The sequence below is a fragment of the Aeromonas sp. FL131 genome (assembly GCF_049860615.1).
Classification (GTDB): Bacteria; Pseudomonadota; Gammaproteobacteria; order Enterobacterales; family Aeromonadaceae; genus Aeromonas; species Aeromonas hydrophila.
Genome location: NZ_CP187595.1, coordinates 273,142 through 291,273, shown reverse-complemented (window position 1 = coordinate 291,273; position 18,132 = coordinate 273,142). Strand labels below are relative to the sequence as shown.

Annotated in this window: 14 protein-coding genes; 5 read left to right on the top strand and 9 right to left on the bottom strand. The window is 65.3% G+C overall.

Annotated features, from left to right (window positions below; translation table 11 throughout):
- Positions 1-9 precede the first annotated feature (9 nt).
- Positions 10-3,570, top strand: a complete 3,561-nt coding sequence (locus ACPW75_RS01425) for an ATP-binding cassette domain-containing protein (protein ID WP_044800692.1) — start codon at positions 10-12, stop codon at positions 3,568-3,570.
- A 55-nt stretch (positions 3,571-3,625) separates the two neighbouring features.
- Here ACPW75_RS01425 and ACPW75_RS01420 read toward each other — a convergent pair whose 3' ends face one another.
- The 6 genes from ACPW75_RS01420 to trmB all read right to left on the bottom strand — a co-directional run bounded on the left by ACPW75_RS01420 (position 3,626) and on the right by trmB (position 8,671).
- Positions 3,626-3,835, bottom strand: a complete 210-nt coding sequence (locus ACPW75_RS01420) for a YgdI/YgdR family lipoprotein (protein WP_081398612.1) — start codon at positions 3,833-3,835, stop codon at positions 3,626-3,628.
- A gap of 114 nt (positions 3,836-3,949) precedes the next feature.
- The gene (locus tag ACPW75_RS01415) at positions 3,950-5,125 is read right to left on the bottom strand and encodes a S8 family peptidase (protein ID WP_077097739.1); all 1,176 of its coding nucleotides are present in this window, start codon (positions 5,123-5,125) and stop codon (positions 3,950-3,952) included.
- Positions 5,126-5,244: 119 nt separating this feature from the next.
- On the bottom strand, positions 5,245-6,537 hold the full coding sequence (locus ACPW75_RS01410; protein WP_077097738.1) for a sulfurtransferase: 1,293 nt from the start codon (positions 6,535-6,537) through the stop codon (positions 5,245-5,247).
- Between the two features lie 28 nt (positions 6,538-6,565).
- A complete protein-coding gene (gene glsB / locus ACPW75_RS01405) occupies positions 6,566-7,486 on the bottom strand; it encodes a glutaminase B (RefSeq protein WP_029299132.1) in 921 nt (306 codons plus the stop codon).
- A 124-nt stretch (positions 7,487-7,610) separates the two neighbouring features.
- Positions 7,611-7,943: a YggL family protein gene (locus ACPW75_RS01400; RefSeq protein ID WP_011707230.1), complete on the bottom strand. Its 333-nt coding sequence runs from the start codon at positions 7,941-7,943 to the stop codon at positions 7,611-7,613.
- Between the two features lie 14 nt (positions 7,944-7,957).
- The gene (trmB, locus tag ACPW75_RS01395) at positions 7,958-8,671 is read right to left on the bottom strand and encodes a tRNA (guanosine(46)-N7)-methyltransferase TrmB (RefSeq protein WP_017410916.1); all 714 of its coding nucleotides are present in this window, start codon (positions 8,669-8,671) and stop codon (positions 7,958-7,960) included.
- 348 nt (positions 8,672-9,019) lie between these two features.
- On the opposite strand from trmB, the gene ACPW75_RS01390 reads away from it, so the two are divergent.
- Together ACPW75_RS01390 and ACPW75_RS01385 are read left to right on the top strand one after the other, a co-directional pair.
- Complete coding sequence (locus ACPW75_RS01390) at positions 9,020-10,087, top strand: M28 family metallopeptidase (RefSeq protein WP_041217807.1); 1,068 nt, start codon at positions 9,020-9,022, stop codon at positions 10,085-10,087.
- Between the two features lie 182 nt (positions 10,088-10,269).
- Complete coding sequence (locus ACPW75_RS01385; protein ID WP_077097734.1) at positions 10,270-11,451, top strand: PLP-dependent aminotransferase family protein; 1,182 nt, start codon at positions 10,270-10,272, stop codon at positions 11,449-11,451.
- Between the two features lie 64 nt (positions 11,452-11,515).
- On the opposite strand, the gene ACPW75_RS01380 is transcribed toward ACPW75_RS01385, so the two are convergent.
- On the bottom strand, positions 11,516-13,048 hold the full coding sequence (locus tag ACPW75_RS01380) for an EAL domain-containing protein (RefSeq protein WP_011707234.1): 1,533 nt from the start codon (positions 13,046-13,048) through the stop codon (positions 11,516-11,518).
- A gap of 302 nt (positions 13,049-13,350) precedes the next feature.
- Between ACPW75_RS01380 and ACPW75_RS01375 the strand changes: the two genes are divergently transcribed.
- Positions 13,351-14,256 carry a TIGR01777 family oxidoreductase gene (locus ACPW75_RS01375; protein WP_077097732.1) on the top strand — a complete coding sequence of 302 codons (906 nt, stop codon included), beginning with the start codon at positions 13,351-13,353 and terminating at the stop codon, positions 14,254-14,256.
- A 92-nt stretch (positions 14,257-14,348) separates the two neighbouring features.
- Here the strand turns inward: ACPW75_RS01375 and ACPW75_RS01370 are convergent, their stop codons facing one another.
- A complete protein-coding gene (locus ACPW75_RS01370) occupies positions 14,349-16,796 on the bottom strand; it encodes an ABC transporter permease (protein WP_270696996.1) in 2,448 nt (815 codons plus the stop codon).
- Positions 16,793-17,518, bottom strand: coding sequence for an ABC transporter ATP-binding protein (locus ACPW75_RS01365; protein WP_077098225.1), 726 nt, complete (start codon positions 17,516-17,518; stop codon positions 16,793-16,795). Before ACPW75_RS01365 ends, ACPW75_RS01370 begins: the two co-directional genes overlap by 4 nt.
- Between ACPW75_RS01365 and ACPW75_RS01360 the strand changes: the two genes are divergently transcribed.
- Complete coding sequence (locus ACPW75_RS01360) at positions 17,517-18,116, top strand: arylesterase (RefSeq protein ID WP_011707238.1); 600 nt, start codon at positions 17,517-17,519, stop codon at positions 18,114-18,116. The genes ACPW75_RS01365 and ACPW75_RS01360 overlap by 2 nt on opposite strands.
- Positions 18,117-18,132 lie beyond the last annotated feature (16 nt).

Genomic DNA, 18,132 nt, shown 5'->3' with positions numbered 1-18,132 from the left:
GGACACCCATTGGATCATCCGGAAATCTCGGCCGGCTGGCTGAGCCGCCTCTTCTATCACTGGACCGGCCCGCTGCAGCGCAAGGGGCTAAGCGAGCCCCAGGTCAACCTCGACGATCTCTATCCCCTGCTGCCGGAAGACAGGCGCGATGGCCGCGCCGACGCCTTCCTCGCACTCACCGCCGCCCAGCCGGTGCGCCCCTGGCCCATCACCGCCTTCATCTGGCGCCATTATCGCGGGCGCATTGGCCTGCTCACCCTGCTGCAAATGCTCGGCATGCTGGCGACCCTGGCCAGCCCCTGGCTGCTCAACCACAGCATGACCCAGCTCGGTGCCGGCGCCCCCACCGAGCAGAAATTGCTGCTGGCGTTCGCCCTGTTTGCCTCGGTGCTCGCCTCCGGCATGCTGGCGGAGCACTCGCTGCAACTGGCGCTCAAGATGCACGTGCCCATCCGCCGCCTGCTGGCCGAGTCCCTGCTCGCCAAGGTGATGAAGCTGGGTGGCAAGAGCTTCGACGACCGGGCCGGTGGCCGGGTGCAGAACCTCATCAACCGGGATGTGTGGGACATCACTTGGATCCTGGCCGACCCCGCCATGCCGCTCACCATGCTGCTGCAGCTGCTCGGCACCATCGCCCTGCTGGTGTGGCAGGTGGGCAGCGCCGGGCTGGTCGGCTTCGCCGTGCTCACCCTGCTGCTGCTCATCTCCACCCGGGTGGTGCGACGCATGAACCAGCAGGAGCAACAGCTCAAGCGTCAGCAGGACGAGCGCAATGGCATCCTGGCGGAGTACATCAAGAAGCTGCGGCTGGTGCGCCAGAACGGGCTCGGCGCCTTCTTCACCCGGGCCGCCGGCCACAAGCGCCAGCAGGAGCTGGGGGTGCTGGGGCGGGTGCTCAGGCTCGATGCCATCAACGAAAGCCTGATGCTGAGCACCCCGCTGCTGGTGACCCTGGCCACCTTCACCACCTATCTGGTCTCGGGCAGAGAGCTCACCCTGCCCCAGGTGTTCACCACCATCGCCCTGTTTACCGTGCTGCGCATCCCCATGATGCGGCTGCCCTACCTCATCCGCACCCTGATCAACTTCAACACCGGCTTCAACCGGCTGTGCGAGTTCCTCAACAGCCCCGAGCAGCACCGGGATCTCACCGACCCCAGCTTGCCGGTGGGCGGCCTGCGGCTCGACAACGTCACCGCCCTGCACCAGCAAAAGCCGGTGCTGGAGGGGATCAGTCTGCACATCGAGCCGGGGGAACTGGTGGGGATCACCGGTGCCACCGGTGCGGGCAAGAGCTGCCTGCTGCACCTCATCGCCGGTTTCGACAACGGCTTCGAGGGCAGCATCCGTCGCCACGGCCGGGTCGCCCATCTGGGCCACAAGCCCTGGCTGATGAACGACACCATCCGCAACAACATCCTGTTCGGCCAGCCCTGGCATGGCGAACGCTATCGCTGGGTATTGGGAGCCTGTGCGCTGGGTGCCGACCTCACCCTGCTCAGCCACGGCGACCAGACCCTGGTAGGCGAGCTCGGCACCCGCCTCTCCGGCGGCCAGCAACAGCGGGTCGCGCTGGCCCGCGCCCTCTACGCCCAGGCCGACATCCTGCTGCTGGACAACCCGCTCTCGGCGCTCGACCCCATCGTCTCGGCCCAGGTGCTGGAGCAGGGGCTCGCCTTCAAGCCGGGGCCGACCCGGCTGCTGGTGAGCCACGACCCGGACGTGCTGGCCCACTGCGATCGGGTGATCCGCATCGAGCAGGGCCGACTGGTGGAGCTCGATGCCCACCAGCTGGCGGACCTCATCCAGCATCCCCGCCCCACCCCGCCGGTGCCGCCTCAGGAGGCGGAGCAGTTCAGCGAGGAGAAGGTGGTGGAGGGCAAGGTGGACTGGGGGCTGTTCGGCTTCATGTGGCAGCGCCTGGCCGCCCCCGGCGCCATCCTGCTCGCCCTGCTGCTCACTCTGGGCCAGGAGGGGCTGCGCATCGCCTCGGATCTCTGGCTCGGCGGCAAGGCCGGGGTGACCGGGGTGAGCGAGCTGCTCGGCATCTATGTGCTGCTGGGGGCGGGCTCTCTCACCTGCATCATGGTGGTGCGGGTCATCAACTACAAACTCGGCCTCAAGCTGGCCTGGACCCTGTTCGACGGCATGCTGGGGCGCATCAGCCGCGCCCCCATGGCCTTCTTCGACAAGGTGCCGCAGGGGCGCATCCTCAACCGCTTCGATCGGGATCTGGGGGAAGCCCAGGAGATCCTGCTGTCGATGCTGATGGGGCTGTTCGGCATGCTGGTGTCGGTGGCGCTGCAGGTGGTGGTGATCGGCGTCAACATGCCGCTGTTGCTGCTCATCGCCCCCCTGGTAGGCTGGGCCCTCTACGTGCTGCAGCGCCGCTACCGGGCGGTGCAGCTCAAGCTGCGGCGACAGGCGTCGGTGCTGCGCTCGCCGCTCTACATCAGCATCAGCGAGACCATCCGCGGCGCCCCCGCCCTGCGCCTGGCCGGGGCCGAGCGTTTCGCGCTGGATCAGGTGCTGCTGCACTATGACAACAACCTGCGCAGCTGGTACACCACCACCTCCATCAACCGCTGGCTCGGCATGCACCAGACCCTGCTCTCCGCCGCCCTGGTGGGCGCCGTGGCGCTGATGGTGGCCTTTGGCAACAGCTCGCTGCTGGGGGCCGTGGCCATCACCTATGCCTTTACCGCCTCCGCCATGCTCAACTCCCTCATCCGCACCTTCGCCGAGGTGGAGCAGGTGATGAACGCGGTGGAGCGGGTGCGCGAATACAGCGAAATAGAGAGCGAGCGTCAGGAGGGGGAGGCCCTCGCCACCCCTCACCCTGCGGTGCGTTTCGACAACCTGGGGCTGCGCTATCCGCAGGCCAGCCAGTGGGCGCTGCACAAGGTCAACTTCGAGCTGGCCCCCGGCGAGAAGGTCGGCGTGTGCGGCCGCACCGGCGCCGGCAAGAGCTCGCTGCTGGGGGTGCTGCAGGCCATGTACCCTGCCTCCCAGGGGGAGATCTACTACGGCGAGCAGCCGCTGTCCCGGCTGGCACCGGAGGCAGTGCGCGATCTCTACGACACCGTCTCCCAGATCCCCCTCACCTTCTTCGGTACCCTGCGTGCCAATCTGGCTCCCCTGACCGAGCACGACGATGCCGCACTGGAGCAGGCGCTGGCCCGGGTCGGGCTGGCCGAGCGCTGCGCCGGTCGGCTGGACGAGGAGCTCGACAAGCTGCAGCTCTCCGCCGGCGAGACCCAGCTGCTGGTGATCGCCCGCATCCTGCTGTCGCGCCGCCCGCTCATCGTGCTGGACGAGGCCACCTCGGATCTCGATCACATCGGCATGCGCAAGATGGCGGAGCTGCTCTATCGCTACCGGCCCGAGGCCAGCTATCTGGTGATCGCCCACCATCTGGAGCCGCTGCTGTCGGTGGACCGGGTGGTGGTGATGGAGGCCGGCACCGTGGTGGAACAGGGCTCGCCGGTGAGCCTACTGGCCAACTCCCACTCCCGCTTCCACCAGCTGTTCGTGGGTCAGGTAAACCGCCAGGTGCCCCAGACGGTGTGAGGGCCGAAAATGACAAGGGCTGCCCGCGGGCAGCCCTTGTTGCTTGAGGAGAGCCTCAACGCTCCATGATCTGGGCGACGTCATCCTTCTTGATCATCACCTCCCGCCCTTCGGTATCGTAATAGCGGTACATGCCGGTGCTCTCGTCCAGCTTGGGTTTGCTGTCGGTGGTGATCATCTTGCCATCCTTGGTGCTCATGATGTACTGGGAGCTGCACGCCACCAGTGCCAGGGCACACACCAGGATCATCATCAGTTGCTTCATCGCCTGTTTTGCCTCCCGCTTCACCCTCACCACGAGGGTGGTGTCTGAAGCCTAGTTCAACCAGATGAGCCCGTTTGCCGCCATTGCCACAACGGGATCAACGTCAACAATCAGCTACTTGCGCCCACCCGGCTTGCCACTGCCACCGGTTCCCGGCCCACAGCCGAGCGCCATTCGGTCTGCCGCCGCCTTCGCCTGCACCAGGCCGTAGCCATAGCTGTTGTCACGCCCCAGCGCCCCCAGATCCTGGGCACTGCTGCGCAGGGTCTGGCGCAGCTGATCGTTGCTGCACTCCAGCCGCTGTGACCAGACCAGCGCCGCCACCCCAACCACGTGCGGCGTCGCCATCGAGGTACCGCTGTAGTAGGCATAGCCGGTCGGCACGGTGGAGAGCACGGAGACACCGGGGGCCGCCAGCTCCACCTGATCGTTGCGCTGGGAGAAATAGGCCAGCTGCTTGTTGGCATCGATGGCGGCCACGCTCACCACACTGCTGTAGGAGGCGGGATAGGACTTGCTGGTGTTGCCTGCATTGCCCGCCGCCGCCACGCTCAGCACGTTCTGGCCATAGGCCTGGTTGAACGCCTGCTCCTCGGTCTTGCTGGGTACACTGCCCCCCAGACTCATGTTGATGACCATGCGGGTGAATCCCCGGTTGCTCATCCCCTGCTTGCAGGCATTGAGCGCCCCCACCAGGTTGGAGGAGTAGGCCCAGCCGTTGGCCCCGAACACCTTGACGATCTGCAACGGCACGCTCTGGTTCGGCAACACCCCGACGACCCCCAAATCGTTGCCGCCCACGGCGGCGATGGTGCCTGCCACGTGGGTGCCGTGGCCGTTCTCGTCGCTGCTCCAGCTGCCGGTGCCGGCATCGTTGCTGCCCTGCACCTGGGCCCCGTGGGGCAGGTCCGGGTGGCCACCGCTGTAGCCAGAGTCAATGATGCACACCAGTACCTCTCCGGCGGCCGCATCGCTCAGCTGCGGCGCCTGCACCATGGGAATGCCGTAGGGCAGGGTCTCGGCACTGGCATAGCGTTTGGCGTCCGGCTCCACCCAGAGCACGTTGGGATTGTGCGCCAGCGCCGTGGCTGCCGCCGCCGGCAACCAGAGCGCCAGCGCGTGCTGCTCGGGCAGCGCCAGGGCAAGCTCGCCCCCCATTCCCTTGCTCTGGGCCAACACTGCCGCCTCAACCCCCGGTTTCAGCTGCACCAGATAGCGATCCCGCTCGGCGGCCATCGCCCCCTGTCCCAGCACGCCTGCCACCAGCAGGCCTAGCCATATCCGTCTCATCAGTCACTCCTTGCATCGACCTGATTGTCACTCGCAAAGTGTAGTGTCCGGCTGGCGCAGGCCCGAGCGGGTACAAAAAGGCCGGACATGGGTCCGGCCTGTTCTGTCATCGTCGTTGATTACTTGGCGGGCTTGCGCTCGCCAGTCACGATGGGGTTCTTGGGATCGGAACTCCACTCGTACCAGCCGCCGTCGTAGACGCTGATCCGCTTCCAGTCCATCAGCCAGGCGTAGAAGAACGCCTCGGAGGCGCGCCAGCCGGTACCGCAGTAGAAGGCAGCCTGCTGGGTCGGCTCTATGTTCCACTCGTCCCACATGGCGAGGATCTCACGGGCCGGCTTCATGGTGCCGTCCGGGTTGTGGAAGTCGCTCATGCTGTTGGCATCGACACCACCACGACCCCACTTGGCGCCGGGAATGTCGCCCTTCGGCTTGATGTAGCTGTAGCCGGAGGTGTTGCCGACGAACTCGTCCCAGGTGCGCACGCTGACCAGAGCGCCGTCGGGCTGCTTGAGCAGCTCCTTGGCCTGGCTCAGGGTGGTGTAGTACTCGGGATGGGCCGGGATGGCGACGCCGAACTCCTTGGCCGGGGTGAACTTGTTGGCCAGCCCGGTCTCGGTGCGCAGATGCTGCACGAACCAGGCATCCAGGCCGCCGTCCAGCAGCCGCACGTCCTGCACGCCGGCATACATCATCAGGTGGGCCGCACGGGCCGCCGCCATGGTGTTGCGGCCGTAGAGGATGACGGTGGTGTCGTGGCGGATGCCGTTTTCCAGCAGCAGCGCCTTGAGCGCCTCGTCAGAGACCTTGTTCCACAGCGGCTCCTCTTCCAGCCGGTTGGTGTCGATGTAGCCGGCCCCCGGGATGTGGCTCAGCAGATAAGCCTTGGGTGAACCCCACGCCACCTCGAACAGCTTCCAGTCGCCCTTGGGCGCAGCCACCACCGGCTTGCCCTCCTGCAGGTCGGCCAGCCAGCGCGGGTAGACCAGCTGCTGCCAGCGGGCCAGATGCTCGCGCGGCGCGGTTTTCCAGCCCTGCAATTCGAACAGCTGCTTGATGCCCTGCTGGCGCAGCAGGCGAGCCACTTCGGCCACCTCGCGCGGGGCACCGTAGAGCGCCACCGGCCGATCGACCTTCAGCCCCTTGGTCGCCAGCGCCGCCGGCCACTCTTCATCGCTGTACTTCCACTCGGCGGAGAGGTTCTCGGCGCCGACCACGTGGCCGCCCTGCTGCTCGCCCTCCATCGGCCAGCCTTGGTAGAAGTAGCTGGCGCGGGTATCCAGAATGACCGCCTGCTTGGCGTTGGCATCCGCCAGCGAAAGCGGTGGCAGTTCGGCAGCCAGGGTCGGCAGGGCATGCCAGAGCAGCAAGGTTGCCAGGGTGGCCCGTAACAAGCTCATTATTCGTTTCATGGTGATCTCTCGATTCAGAGTGACAAGGTTAAAAAATGGAGCGGCCCAGACGCTCGGCCAGCAGTTCCAGCGCCGCCGTGCCCGCCAGCGAGTTGCCCGCCTTGTTGAGCTCGGGCGACCAGACACAGACGCACAATTCCCCCGGGATCAGGGCGATGATGCCGCCACCGACCCCGGATTTGCCCGGCATGCCGACCCGATAGGCAAAATCCCCCGCCTCGTCATAGAGGCCGCAGGTGGCGAGCAGGGCGTTGACCTGTTTGGTGGTGCGGGCCGGCAGCAAGGGGGTCGTCGCGCCCAGCGGCACCCCGCGATTGGCCAGATAGATGAATGCCCGCGCCAGATCGACGCAACTCATGCGGATCGCACAGGCATTGAAGTAGCTCTGCAGCACCTTGTCCACTTCGTTCTCGAAATTGCCATACGCCTTCATCAGATAGGCGATGGCCGCGTTGCGGGCAGAGTGCTGATATTCGGAGCGGGCCACCACTTGATCCGCCATGATGGCCGGGTTGCCAGAGAGGCGGCGCACCAGCTCCAGGGTACGCTGACGCGGCGCGGTGAGCCGGGTCTCCAGCAGATCGCTCACCACCAGGGCGCCGGCATTGATGAAGGGGTTGCGGGGAATGCCCTGCTCGAATTCCAGCTGCACCAGGGAGTTGAAGGGCTGGCCGGAGGGCTCCTTGCCGACCCGGGCCCAGATCTCCTCCTCCTGATAGAGGGTGAGCGCCAGCGTCAGGCTGAGGGCCTTGGAGATACTCTGGATGGAGAAGGGCTCACTGGCATCACCGGCGGTGAACAGCTCCCCTTCCACGGTACAGACGGCGATCCCGAGCCGATCGGCCGGCACCTGGGCCAGCGCCGGAATGTAGTCGGCCACCTTGCCCTGTCCGAGCAGCGGGCGCACCTCATCCAGGATGCTGGCCAGTAATTCGGATGACAACACCATAAGCGATTCCATAACTAACGTGGCGATCCCATAACCACCGACAAAAATCCCGCCAGCGGCGGGACTTGTCTATCTGCTGTAGCAGGCTGTCGACACCGGGGCGCCTGCCACAGCCAGCCTGTCATCAGGCCGGTTCACCGTACCAGAGGTCGAACAGCTCGGTGACCACCACGGCTTCCATCCCCTTGCCTTCCAGCCAGGCTTTGACGGCGGCGCGGTCTTCTTCGCTGCATTTGCCCAGCTGCTGGGTGCAGATCATCCCTTCCCAGGCCAGGTGGCCGGAGCCGGCGAAAGCCAGCTTGCGGGGTTCGATCACTTCATCGATCATCGCGTCGACTACCGCATCGATGGTCTCTTCGGCGGTACCGACCGGGAAGTTGAAACTGATGTCGAAGCCCATTTCCTGGAATTCATCGACGCGCAGTTTCTTGCGCAGGCGGCGGCTACGATTGGCCATGATAGCTCCTTCAGTTAGTTGACACGTTTGAAAATCAGATCCCACACCCCGTGGCCGAGACGGTGGCCACGTTGTTCGAATTTGGTCAGCGGGCGCCAGTCGGGACGCGGCACCCAGTTGCCGGTGGCAGAGGTGTTCTCATACCCCTCGGCGGCACTCATCACTTCCAGCATGTGCTCGGCGTAGTTCTCCCAGTCGGTGGCCATGTGGAACACGCCACCGATGGCCAGCTTCTGGCGAATGTCCTGGGCAAAGGCCGGCTGCACGATGCGGCGCTTGTGGTGACGGCTCTTGTGCCAGGGATCCGGGAAGAACAGCTGCAGGCAGGCGAGCGAGCCGTTCGGGATCATGTGCTCCAGCACCTCGACCGCGTCGTGGCAGATGACACGCAGGTTGGTGACTCCCGCCTCCTGGGCGGTACCGAGGCAGGCACCGACACCCGGCGAGTGCACTTCGATGCCGATGAAGTTCTTCTCGGGGGCATTCTTGGCCATCTCCACCAGGGAGGCGCCCATGCCGAAGCCGATTTCCAGCACCACCGGGGCCTCGCGGCCAAACAGGGCAACCAGATCGAGCGGCTCCGGTGCGAAATCGATACCCATGACCGGCCAGAGCTCTTCCAGGGCCTTCTCCTGCCCTTTGGTCAGGCGGCCTTCGCGACGGACAAAGCTGCGGATCTTGCGCATGAACTTGCCGTCTTCGTTAAACACATCTTGGGTCACTGGCATAATCAAATTGCTCGTTATTGCATCGGTCTGGGTCACAGACCACATAAATGGATTGCTCGTTATCTCGTCGTGCTGGTCACAGACGACCGAGATGAATTGCTCGTTGTTTCATCGTTCCACCTCGCCGACGAGACGCGAAATTGTTCGTCATTTCATCGCTCGGCGAAACAGGGTAGCGAATTATCCCAAGATAGGCTCAGGGCGCAAGTGTTTCGCGCAACAAATCCCCCGCCACAGACCAATTCCGCCACCGCGATTGACAAATGCCACCCCCTTCACAGAATCTGCCAGGCGCCGGGTGCATGCTGACCTGCGCAAATAAAACCATACACAACAAAGGATTGCAGTATGAAACACACAGCATTGGCGTTTGCCATCACAGCCCTGCTGGCCGGGTGCAACACCTCCAGCAACGATTCACAGGCCCCCTCCGCCGCCGAGCAGGCCTATGAATACCTGGTGCAGCTGAGTTCGACCGCCGAGGGGATCGGCGCCAGACCCACCGGCAGCGAGGCCGAGACCCGCGCCGCCGCCTGGATCCAGGACCACCTGGCCGGCTGGGGCTACGAGGTGCAGAACCAGCCCTTCACCTACACCAAGAGCGGGGCCAGCAAGACCTCCCAGAACCTGGTCGCCGAGCTCAAGGGCAGCAGCGACAAGGTGATCCTGATCGGTGCCCACTATGACAGCACCGGCGACAAGAAGGGCTCCGAGGGGGCCACCGACAACGGTGCCGGCGTCGCCGCCCTGCTGGCGGTGGCCGAAGCGCTCAAGGGGCAGACCCTGCCCTACACGGTGCGCTTCGCCTTCTTCGGCGCCGAGGAGAACGGCCTCAACGGCTCCAAGGCCTACGCCGCCAGCCTCGACAGCGCCGCCGTCGCCAGGCTGCTGGCGATGGTGAACTACGACACCATCGCCGGGGGCGACATCGTCTACGTCCACTCGGCCCACTCCGATGTGGCCGAGTACAACTGCGCCGATCCGAGCCGCTACAGCTTCGATCCCAAGGTGCGGGATCGCCTGCTGGCCATCTCCAAGCAGACCGCCACCCCGTTTGCCATCCACCCCAGCTACAGCGGCTACCCGGAAGGGGAGACCGGCAGCTGGTCCGATCATGCGCCGTTCGCCTGCCTCGGAGTGCCCATCGCCTACGTGGAGGCCACCAACTTCACCATCAACGGGGCGGATGGCTACGACGGCTACTCCCAGACCACCAATCCGGCGCTGTGGGACTGCTACGACGATGCCACCAAAAGTGCCTGCGATCGGGACAGCGAAACCCAGTGGGGCAAGATCTGGCATACCCAGTATGACCGCCTCGACAAGATGGCCGAACTGTTCCCGGGCCGGGTACAGCAGCAGCTCGGTGCCAACACCGAGCTGATGATCCGCTTCCTCAAGGAGCCGGGACTGTAACGGGTCACGCCGGGGCTTTTGCGCCCCATGGCCGTCCCCGACCGATAAAATTCGGGCAGGTGCCAAACCTGCCCTTTTTTATCGATTTTTGTTACAGCCATTGCCTCATTTTTTAAATCTGATACAAACGGATAACTTGGCGGTCGAATGGAGCGACCGCTCACCATGCCAGAGAGAATCCTATGCAGCCGTTTTTTGCCCAGCGCTTCGAGAAGGTAGAGCCTTCCTTCATCCGCGAGATCCTCAAGGTCGCCGCCAATCCGGAGATCATCTCCTTCGCCGGCGGTCTGCCCAATCCGCACCTGTTCCCGGTCAAGGCCATCGACCAGGCCTGCCAGGACGTGCTGCGCGAACAGGGCGCCGCAGCCCTGCAGTATGCCGCCACCGAGGGCTTCGCCCCGCTGCGCCAGTACATCGCCGACCGCTATCTGGCCCGCCACGGCATGCAGGTCAATCCGGACAACATCCTCATCACCAGCGGCTCCCAGCAGGCGCTGGATCTGCTGGGCAAGGTGCTGATCGACGAGGGGCAGGATCTCATCATCGAGGAGCCGGGCTATCTTGGCGCCATCCAGGCCTTCTCCGTCTATCAACCGGCCTTCAAGCCCATCACCCTGGGTGAAGAGGGGCTGGATCTGGCGGCGCTGGATGCGCTGCTGGCCGGCGGCTCCAACGCCAAGCTGCTGTACGGCGTGCCCAACTTCCAGAACCCGAGCGGCGTCTCCTACAACCGTGCCAACCGCGAGGCGCTTGCCGAGCGACTGGTCAGCCACGAGCTGTTGATGGTGGAAGACGACCCCTATGGCGAACTGCGCTTCGAGGGCGAACACCTGCCCCCCATCGCCAAGCTGGCGCCGAACAATACCGTGCTGCTCGGCTCCTTCTCCAAGACCGTCGTCCCGGCCTTCCGTCTCGGCTGGATGCTGGTGCCGGACTGGCTGCGCAAGAAGGTGACCATCGCCAAGCAGGCCACCGACCTGCACAGCAACGCCTTCAGCCAGCAGGTGCTGCACCGCTTCCTGATCGACAACTCGCTGGATGCCCATCTGGAGAAGATCAAGGAGGTCTATGGCCGCCAGCGTGCCGCCATGGAGGCCGCCCTGGCCCGTCACTGCCCGCCCGGCGTCAGCTATACCCGACCGGAAGGAGGCATGTTCCTCTGGCTGACCCTGCCTTCGAGCGTCAGCGCCATGGCGCTGTTTGACGAGGCGATCAAGGAGAAGGTGGCCTTCGTACCGGGCGCCCCCTTCTACGTGCGCCCCGAGATCCAGAACACCCTGCGCCTGAGCTTCTCCTGCGTGGATGAAGCCACCATCGAAGAGGGGGTCAAGCGTCTGTGTCGCGCCCTCGCCCGCATGCTCTGACCTGCCTCGGGGTGAAAAAAAACCAGCGACCTCGGTCGCTGGTTTTTTATGCGCGAAATTTGGCTCAGCCCTGCGCCAGCAGGCCGGCAAACTCCTTCATCGGCATCGGCCTGCCATACAGATAGCCCTGCAGGAAGTTCACCTGACGCGCCCGCAGATAGGCGGCCTGCACCTCGTTCTCCACCCCTTCGGCAACCAGCAGCAGACCGAGCCGGGTCGCCAGATCGATGACGTTCTCGACGATGTGGCTGGAGAGGGCATCGGAGCCGATCATGCCGACAAAGCTCTGATCGATCTTGAGAAAGTCCACCTGGAACTGCTGCAGATAGGTGAGGCTGGAGTGGCCGGTACCGAAGTCGTCGATGGCGATGAAGACCCCCAGCTGATGCAGCTCGGCAAACAAGCGGTCGGTCGTCTCGTCCGCCACGATCAGCTCCCGCTCGGTCAGCTCCAGCACCAGCTTGATGGGGTTCTCCCGAAACGCGTTGATGAAGTCGCGGCAATCCTCCAGCAGGCTCATGTCCTTGCAGTGGCTGGCGCTGATGTTGAAGCCGAAGTGGAACCCTCTGGGCAGGCTGTGCACTCGGCCTGCGAACTGCTCGCGCACCTGCTCCATCAGCAGCCGGGTCATGGGCACGATGAGGCCGCTGTCTTCGGCCAGCGGAATGAAGCGGTCCGGCGAGATGAGACCCTGACGCGGATGCTGCCAGCGCATCAGCACCTCGCAGCCGCTCCAGTGGGCGTCATCACCGGTCACCACGGGTTGCAGGTAGGGGATGAACTCCCGTTGATCCAGCGCCCGTCGCAGCTCCTGGGAGGGCGAAGTCGAACGGCCGGCCAGCCAGTAAACCAGACAGCCCGCCAGCAGACCCAGCAATGGGTAGATGATGAGACTGGCCCGAGAGTAGTTCCAGATATGGCTGCCGTACTCGTCGTGGGAGAGATCGGTGACCACCCGAAACGGATACTTGCCGGAGGTCTGCTCCAGCGACCCCAGCGCCACGGGCGGCACCTCGTCATGGATCTGGCCGTCGGCCAGCATGCTCTGCGCCCCGATCACCAGGGTCAGCGGCGAGTTGCGGCTGAGCATGTCGAGGATGTTGTGCAGGTAGTAGCCATCGATGCCGACCAGCACGCTGTACTCCCCCACCGGTTGGCGATAAACCACCAGAGGCCGCCCCGGCGTCACCGGATTGCCCCGCATCAGATCCAGCTGGCCATTGGCATAATCGGCCAGCTTGAAGGGGCCCTGATAGGGGCCGTAGAGCGAGGAACAGTAGACCACTTCCCCTTTGGCCAGGTTGACGGTGCGCACGTCCGGCACGGTCGCCACCTGATCCCGCAGCCCCTGCACCACCTCCTCGCAGGGACGCCCCACGCTGCCCTGCACCATGGCCGCTGCCTGATGGGCGTGATCCAGGGTACGCTCCAGCATCTCCCTGGCATGGAGCAGACGCTCTTCGGCATCCTGCTTCATGCCGGCAAAGGTCTGCCAGGAGACGATCAATACCCCGAGCAGCAGGGGGAGCAGGCCGGCCAGCAACGCCGCCCCCAGCCTGGTATAAAACTGGCGCAACCTCAAACGACGAAACGGCATACCCACCCTCGCGGCAACGGTGAAAAAGCGGACGAGTCTACTCCTATCCCCTTCTCTGACAAGCCTTTCTGACAACCCTGACGGCAGAGCGGGGCGCTCTGACCAACACTATATCGCGTCTGCAGCGGGGCGACAGCGGCAGTCGCCGCCATCCCTTCGCATGTGCGCAGTGCTCGCTGCACGCCCCCTGGCGCGATGCGCCAGATGCCTGCTGTGACGATTATAATCTTTGCAAAAACAGCTGCTTGTTCATCTGGTGCCGGCCCACTAGAGTAGAGCCAACAGCGTCAGGGAGTCTGCATATGAAAATATTGATCACGGGAGGGACAGGCTTCATCGGTCGCCGTCTGGTGGCCCATCTCAAGGTGGCTCACGAGGTGCTGGTGCTGACCCGTCAGGGCAGCCGCGCCTATGATCTGCTCGGCCACGACGTCAAGCTGCTCGACAGCCTGGATCGGCTCGACAACCTCAACGACGTGGACGCGGTCATCAACCTGGCAGGGGAACCCATCGCCAACGGCCGCTGGAGCGAGCGGCGCAAGCAGCTGCTGTGTGACAGTCGCTGGCTGCTGACCGAACAGCTGGTCGACCTGGTCAAGCTCTCCGATACGCCGCCCAGGGTGCTGATCAACGCCTCCGCCATCGGCTGGTATGGCCGTCAGGGCGATGAACCGCTGGACGAGCAGTGCCAGACCCCTCACGACGAATTCACCCATCAGCTCTGTCAGCAGTGGGAAACCCTGGCCCGCGAAGCCCGCAGCAAGCATACCCGGGTCTGCATCGTACGCATCGGGCTGGTGCTCGGCACCGACGGCGGCGCCCTGCCCAAAATGCTGCCGCCCTATCGCGTCGGCCTCGGTGGCCCCATGGGCACGGGGCACCAGATCATGAGCTGGATCCACGTCCAGGATCTGGTGCGCGCCATCCTATTCCTGCTGGAGCACGACGAGTGCGACGGCCTGTTCAACGGCACGGCGCCGCAGCCGGTCAGCAACCGCGAGTTCAGCCAGACCCTGGCAGGCACCCTGCACCGGCCACACCTCTTCTTCGTGCCGGCCCCCCTGCTGCAGTTGCTGATGGGCGAGGCGGCCGACCTGCTGCTTACCGGCCAGAGGGTGCTGCCGACCCATCTGCAGCAGGCCGGCTTCCACTTCACCTACCCGGCGCTGCCCCAGGCCCTTGCCAATCTGCTGAGCACTGCCCGCTGACCGGGCTTTCAGCCAACCGGATAACAATCAGCCCGGCCATTGGCCGGGCTGATTGTTATTGCGCCTTGCGGCATCCGCACAAGATGCGGTGATCAGAGCAGGCCCTGCCCCAATCCACGCAGCCGATCGCTCAGGGTGCCCGCCAGCAGCTGGCGCTGCATGCCCTGCCCCGCCAGCGTCACCAGCACGGCCCCCAGCAGCGGCAGACCGGCCCAGATGGCCCAGTGGAACTGCCACTGCCCCTCGAACCACCACCACTGCAGGCCGAGGGAGCAGAGCTCGACCACCATGGCGGCACACAGACCCGCCAGCAGGCCGCTGGCAACCAGCTCCCAGCGCAGCATCTTCCGGAGCAGCTCGCTGCCGGCCCCCAGGGTGCGCATCAACAGCAGCTCCCGGCGCCGATGGGCCATGCTGGCCTGGGTTTGGGTCAGCAGCACCAGCAGCGCCGCCACCGTCACCAGTCCCAGCATCAGCCCCAGCGCCCGGCTCACCTGATCCGACACCGCCGTCAGCCGCACGATCAAATCGTCCACATCGATCAGGCTCACCGTGGGGTGCCGGCGGATCAGCTCCACTTCGGCCACCCGCCCCTGCTCCGGCAGACGATAGCTGCCGAGCCAGGTCTGGGAGAAGGGCGCCAGCACGTCCGGCGAGAAGATCATGTAGAAGTTGGGCCGCATGTTGTCCCACTTGATGGCCCGCAGGCTGGTCACCTGCGCCTTGAAGCTGCGCCCCTCGATGGTGAAGCCCAGGGTGTCGCCGAGGGCGATGTCGAGCCGTTTGGCCAGATCCTTGTCTACCGATACCTGGCCGGGGCCATCCAGCCAGCGTCCTGCGGTCAGGGTGTTATCCGGCGGCAGGGTGGCGGTGGTGGTGAAGTTGAGCTCGCGATTGACCCCTTCGCGGCCATCTTCATCCGTGTCGCGCACCGCCTCGCTGGCGATGCTGACCAGCCGGCCGCGCACCATGGGGTAGAAGTCCGAGGTCACGGCCCCCGCCTGGCGCAGATCGGCCAGGATCCCCTCCCGCTCCCCGTCTGCCACATTGACCAGGAAGCGGTTGGGGGCATCCGCCGGCAGCCTAGCCGAGAACTCGCCGAGCAGGTCGACTCGCGCCGCCCACAGCAAACCGAACAGCATGAGTGCCAGCGCAAAGCCCGCCAGCTGGAACAGGCCGCTGCCCCGCTCGCGGGAGAGATGGCTGATGGCCAGCCGCAGCGCGTGGGGCCCCTGCACCCGGCGTCCCAGCCGCAGCAGCAAGGAGGCGATCAGCGCCAGCAGCCCCATCAGCAGCCCCATGCCGCCGATCAGCCCCAGCGCCAGAGTCGCATCGGCGGTGAAGCCCCACACCAGCCCAAACAAGCCGAGCAACGCCACCGGCAACGCCAGCCAGGGCGGGATCCCCGCCTCCAGCTCGCGTCTCAGCACCCGCAGCGGCGGCACCTTGAGCAGGCGCAGGAAGGGCACGAAGGCCAGCAGCAGGGTGATGAAGAAGGCCACCGCCAACCCCAGCGCAAAGGGTCGCCACGACGGCGGCGGTAGGTCAGCGGGCAGCAGGTTGCCCAGCAGATGCAGGGTCAGCCACTGCATGGCGCTGCCCGCCACCAGACCGAGCAGGGCGCCGACCAGCGTCAGCGACAGCAACAGGGTGCCCATCAACTGCCAGAGCGAGCGGCGGGAGGCCCCCAGGGTCTTGAGCAGCGCCACCATGTTGGTCTGGCGCTCGGCAAAGTGACGCACCGCGATGCCCATGGCCAGCGCCCCCAGCAGCACTCCCGCCAGGGAGGCGAGCCGGAAGAAGCGCTCGGCATTGGCCAGCGAGCGACCCACCTGGGAGCCCTGGTCGTCCGGCTTGATCAGCTTCTGCCCCGCCTTGAGTTTGGGTTTGAGCCAGCGTTCATAGTCGGCCACCTGCTCGCGAGTGCCCTTGAACAGGTAGCGCCACTGTTGACGACTACCCGGCAGCAGGGCACCGGTCGCCTCCACATCGGCGCTGTGGATCAGCGCCCGCGGCGCCAGCAGGAAGGGACTGAAGCCCTGATCCGGCTCCTGACCCAGTACCCCCGCCACCTTGAGCACCGTATTGCCCACTTCCAGCGCATCCCCCGGCTTGGCCGCCAGCAGTTGCATCACCCGGGCGGAGAGCCAGATTTCGCCGGGTGCCGGCGCCCGCTGGGGGCTCAGCTCCAGCTTGCCGTAGAAGGGGAAATCCTCAGGCACGGCGCGGATGGAGGCCAGTTGCAAGGCATCGCCATGAAACAGCATGCTGTTGAAGCTGACCGTGGTCTGCACCGCCAGGCCCGTTTTTGCCGCCTGCTCGAGCCAGGCGGCCGGCGCCGGCGTGGCCGAGCGCAGCACCCGGTCGGCACCGATAAAGTCGCGGCCCGAGGCTTTGAGCCCGGCATCCAGTCGATCCGCCACCAGGGCCACGCTCAGCACGCAGGCCACGCTCAGCGCCAGCGCCAGCACGAACCAGCGCAGCTCGCCGTTGAATCCCTCCCGGCGCAATAACTTGAATCCCAGTCGCCACTGACTCATGACAGCTCCCTGACTCTTGCTGCAGAGGCGGCTTCGGATGCTGACGCATCCGAAGCCAATCGTCCCGCCGCCATCACCAGCTGCCGCTGGCAACGCTGAGCCAGCTCATGATCATGGGTCACCACCACGAGCGTGGTGCCATGCTCGCGGTTGAGCTCGAACAGCAGCTCGATCACCCGCTCCCCGGTCTTGCTGTCGAGGTTGCCGGTGGGCTCATCGGCCAGCAGCAGGCTGGGCCGGGTCATGAAGGCCCGGGCGATGGCGACCCGCTGCTGTTCACCGCCGGAGAGGCGCGGCGGCAGATGGTGCAGCCGTTCGCCGAGGCCGACCGCCGCCAGCAGCTCGCGAGCCCGCGGCTCGCAGCGGGTCTCGCCACGCAGCTCGGCAGGCAGCATGACGTTCTCCAGCGCGCTCAGGGTGGGCAGCAACAGGAAGGACTGGAACACAAAGCCGACCTGCTCGGCCCGCAGCCGGGCACGCCCCTCTTCGTCCAGCTGCAGCAGCGACTGGCCGAGGATCTCGATATCCCCTTGGCTCGGCAGATCCAGCCCGGCCAGCAGCCCCAGCAGGGTGGACTTGCCGGAGCCGGAAGCACCGACCAGCGCCACCGTTTCGCCGCTATTGACTTGCAGGTCGATCCCTTCAAGGATGGTGAGGCTTTCCTGGCCCAGGCGCACTGTCTTGCCCAGGCCCTTGACGTTGATAATGGGAGTTGAATTCATGACGCGTTTCCTGTTTGCCTTGTGCTGCCTGGTGTCATCGGTGCAGGCCCAGACCCTGCTGGTACTGGGCGACAGCCTGAGTGCGGGTTATCAGATGCCGGCGGAGCAGAGCTGGCCTGCGCTGCTCAATCAGAAATGGCAGCAGCAGGGGGGTAAACATCAGCTTATCAATGCCAGCATCAGTGGTGAAACTACGCAAGGGGCGCTGGCCAGATTGCCGGCCCTGCTCAAGGAACATCAACCGGACTGGGTGCTGATCGAGCTGGGTGGCAACGACGGGCTGCGTGGGTTCGCGCCGGCCATCACCCGGGACAATCTCACCAGGATGGTGGCGCTGACCAAGGCACAACAGGTAAAAACCGTGTTGACCCAGATCCAGCTGCCGCGCAACTACGGCGCGCGCTACCTGCGCCAGTTCGAGCAGATCTTCCCGGAACTGGCCAGCGCCAATCAGCTGCCGCTGATGCCCTTCTTCATGGATGATATTGCGCTGCGCCCTGAACTCATGATGAACGATGGCATCCACCCCACCGCCGCCGCCCAGCCGCAGATCCGCGACCGGGTGGCCAGCTTTATCGAGCCGCTGCTGACCCAGTGATCCCGGTGTCATGGCC

Coding starts and splice junctions, on each gene's coding strand:
- ACPW75_RS01420 (WP_081398612.1), bottom strand. CDS start 3,835: ATGAAGCAACTGATGATGATCCTGGTGTGTGCCCTGGCACTGGTGGCG.
- ACPW75_RS01415 (WP_077097739.1), bottom strand. CDS start 5,125: ATGAGACGGATATGGCTAGGCCTGCTGGTGGCAGGCGTGCTGGGACAG.
- ACPW75_RS01410 (WP_077097738.1), bottom strand. CDS start 6,537: ATGAAACGAATAATGAGCTTGTTACGGGCCACCCTGGCAACCTTGCTG.
- glsB (WP_029299132.1), bottom strand. CDS start 7,486: ATGGTGTTGTCATCCGAATTACTGGCCAGCATCCTGGATGAGGTGCGC.
- ACPW75_RS01400 (WP_011707230.1), bottom strand. CDS start 7,943: ATGGCCAATCGTAGCCGCCGCCTGCGCAAGAAACTGCGCGTCGATGAA.
- trmB (WP_017410916.1), bottom strand. CDS start 8,671: ATGCCAGTGACCCAAGATGTGTTTAACGAAGACGGCAAGTTCATGCGC.
- ACPW75_RS01390 (WP_041217807.1), top strand. CDS start 9,020: ATGAAACACACAGCATTGGCGTTTGCCATCACAGCCCTGCTGGCCGGG.
- ACPW75_RS01385 (WP_077097734.1), top strand. CDS start 10,270: ATGCAGCCGTTTTTTGCCCAGCGCTTCGAGAAGGTAGAGCCTTCCTTC.
- ACPW75_RS01380 (WP_011707234.1), bottom strand. CDS start 13,048: ATGCCGTTTCGTCGTTTGAGGTTGCGCCAGTTTTATACCAGGCTGGGG.
- ACPW75_RS01375 (WP_077097732.1), top strand. CDS start 13,351: ATGAAAATATTGATCACGGGAGGGACAGGCTTCATCGGTCGCCGTCTG.
- ACPW75_RS01370 (WP_270696996.1), bottom strand. CDS start 16,796: ATGAGTCAGTGGCGACTGGGATTCAAGTTATTGCGCCGGGAGGGATTC.
- ACPW75_RS01360 (WP_011707238.1), top strand. CDS start 17,517: ATGACGCGTTTCCTGTTTGCCTTGTGCTGCCTGGTGTCATCGGTGCAG.
- ACPW75_RS01365 (WP_077098225.1), bottom strand. CDS start 17,518: ATGAATTCAACTCCCATTATCAACGTCAAGGGCCTGGGCAAGACAGTG.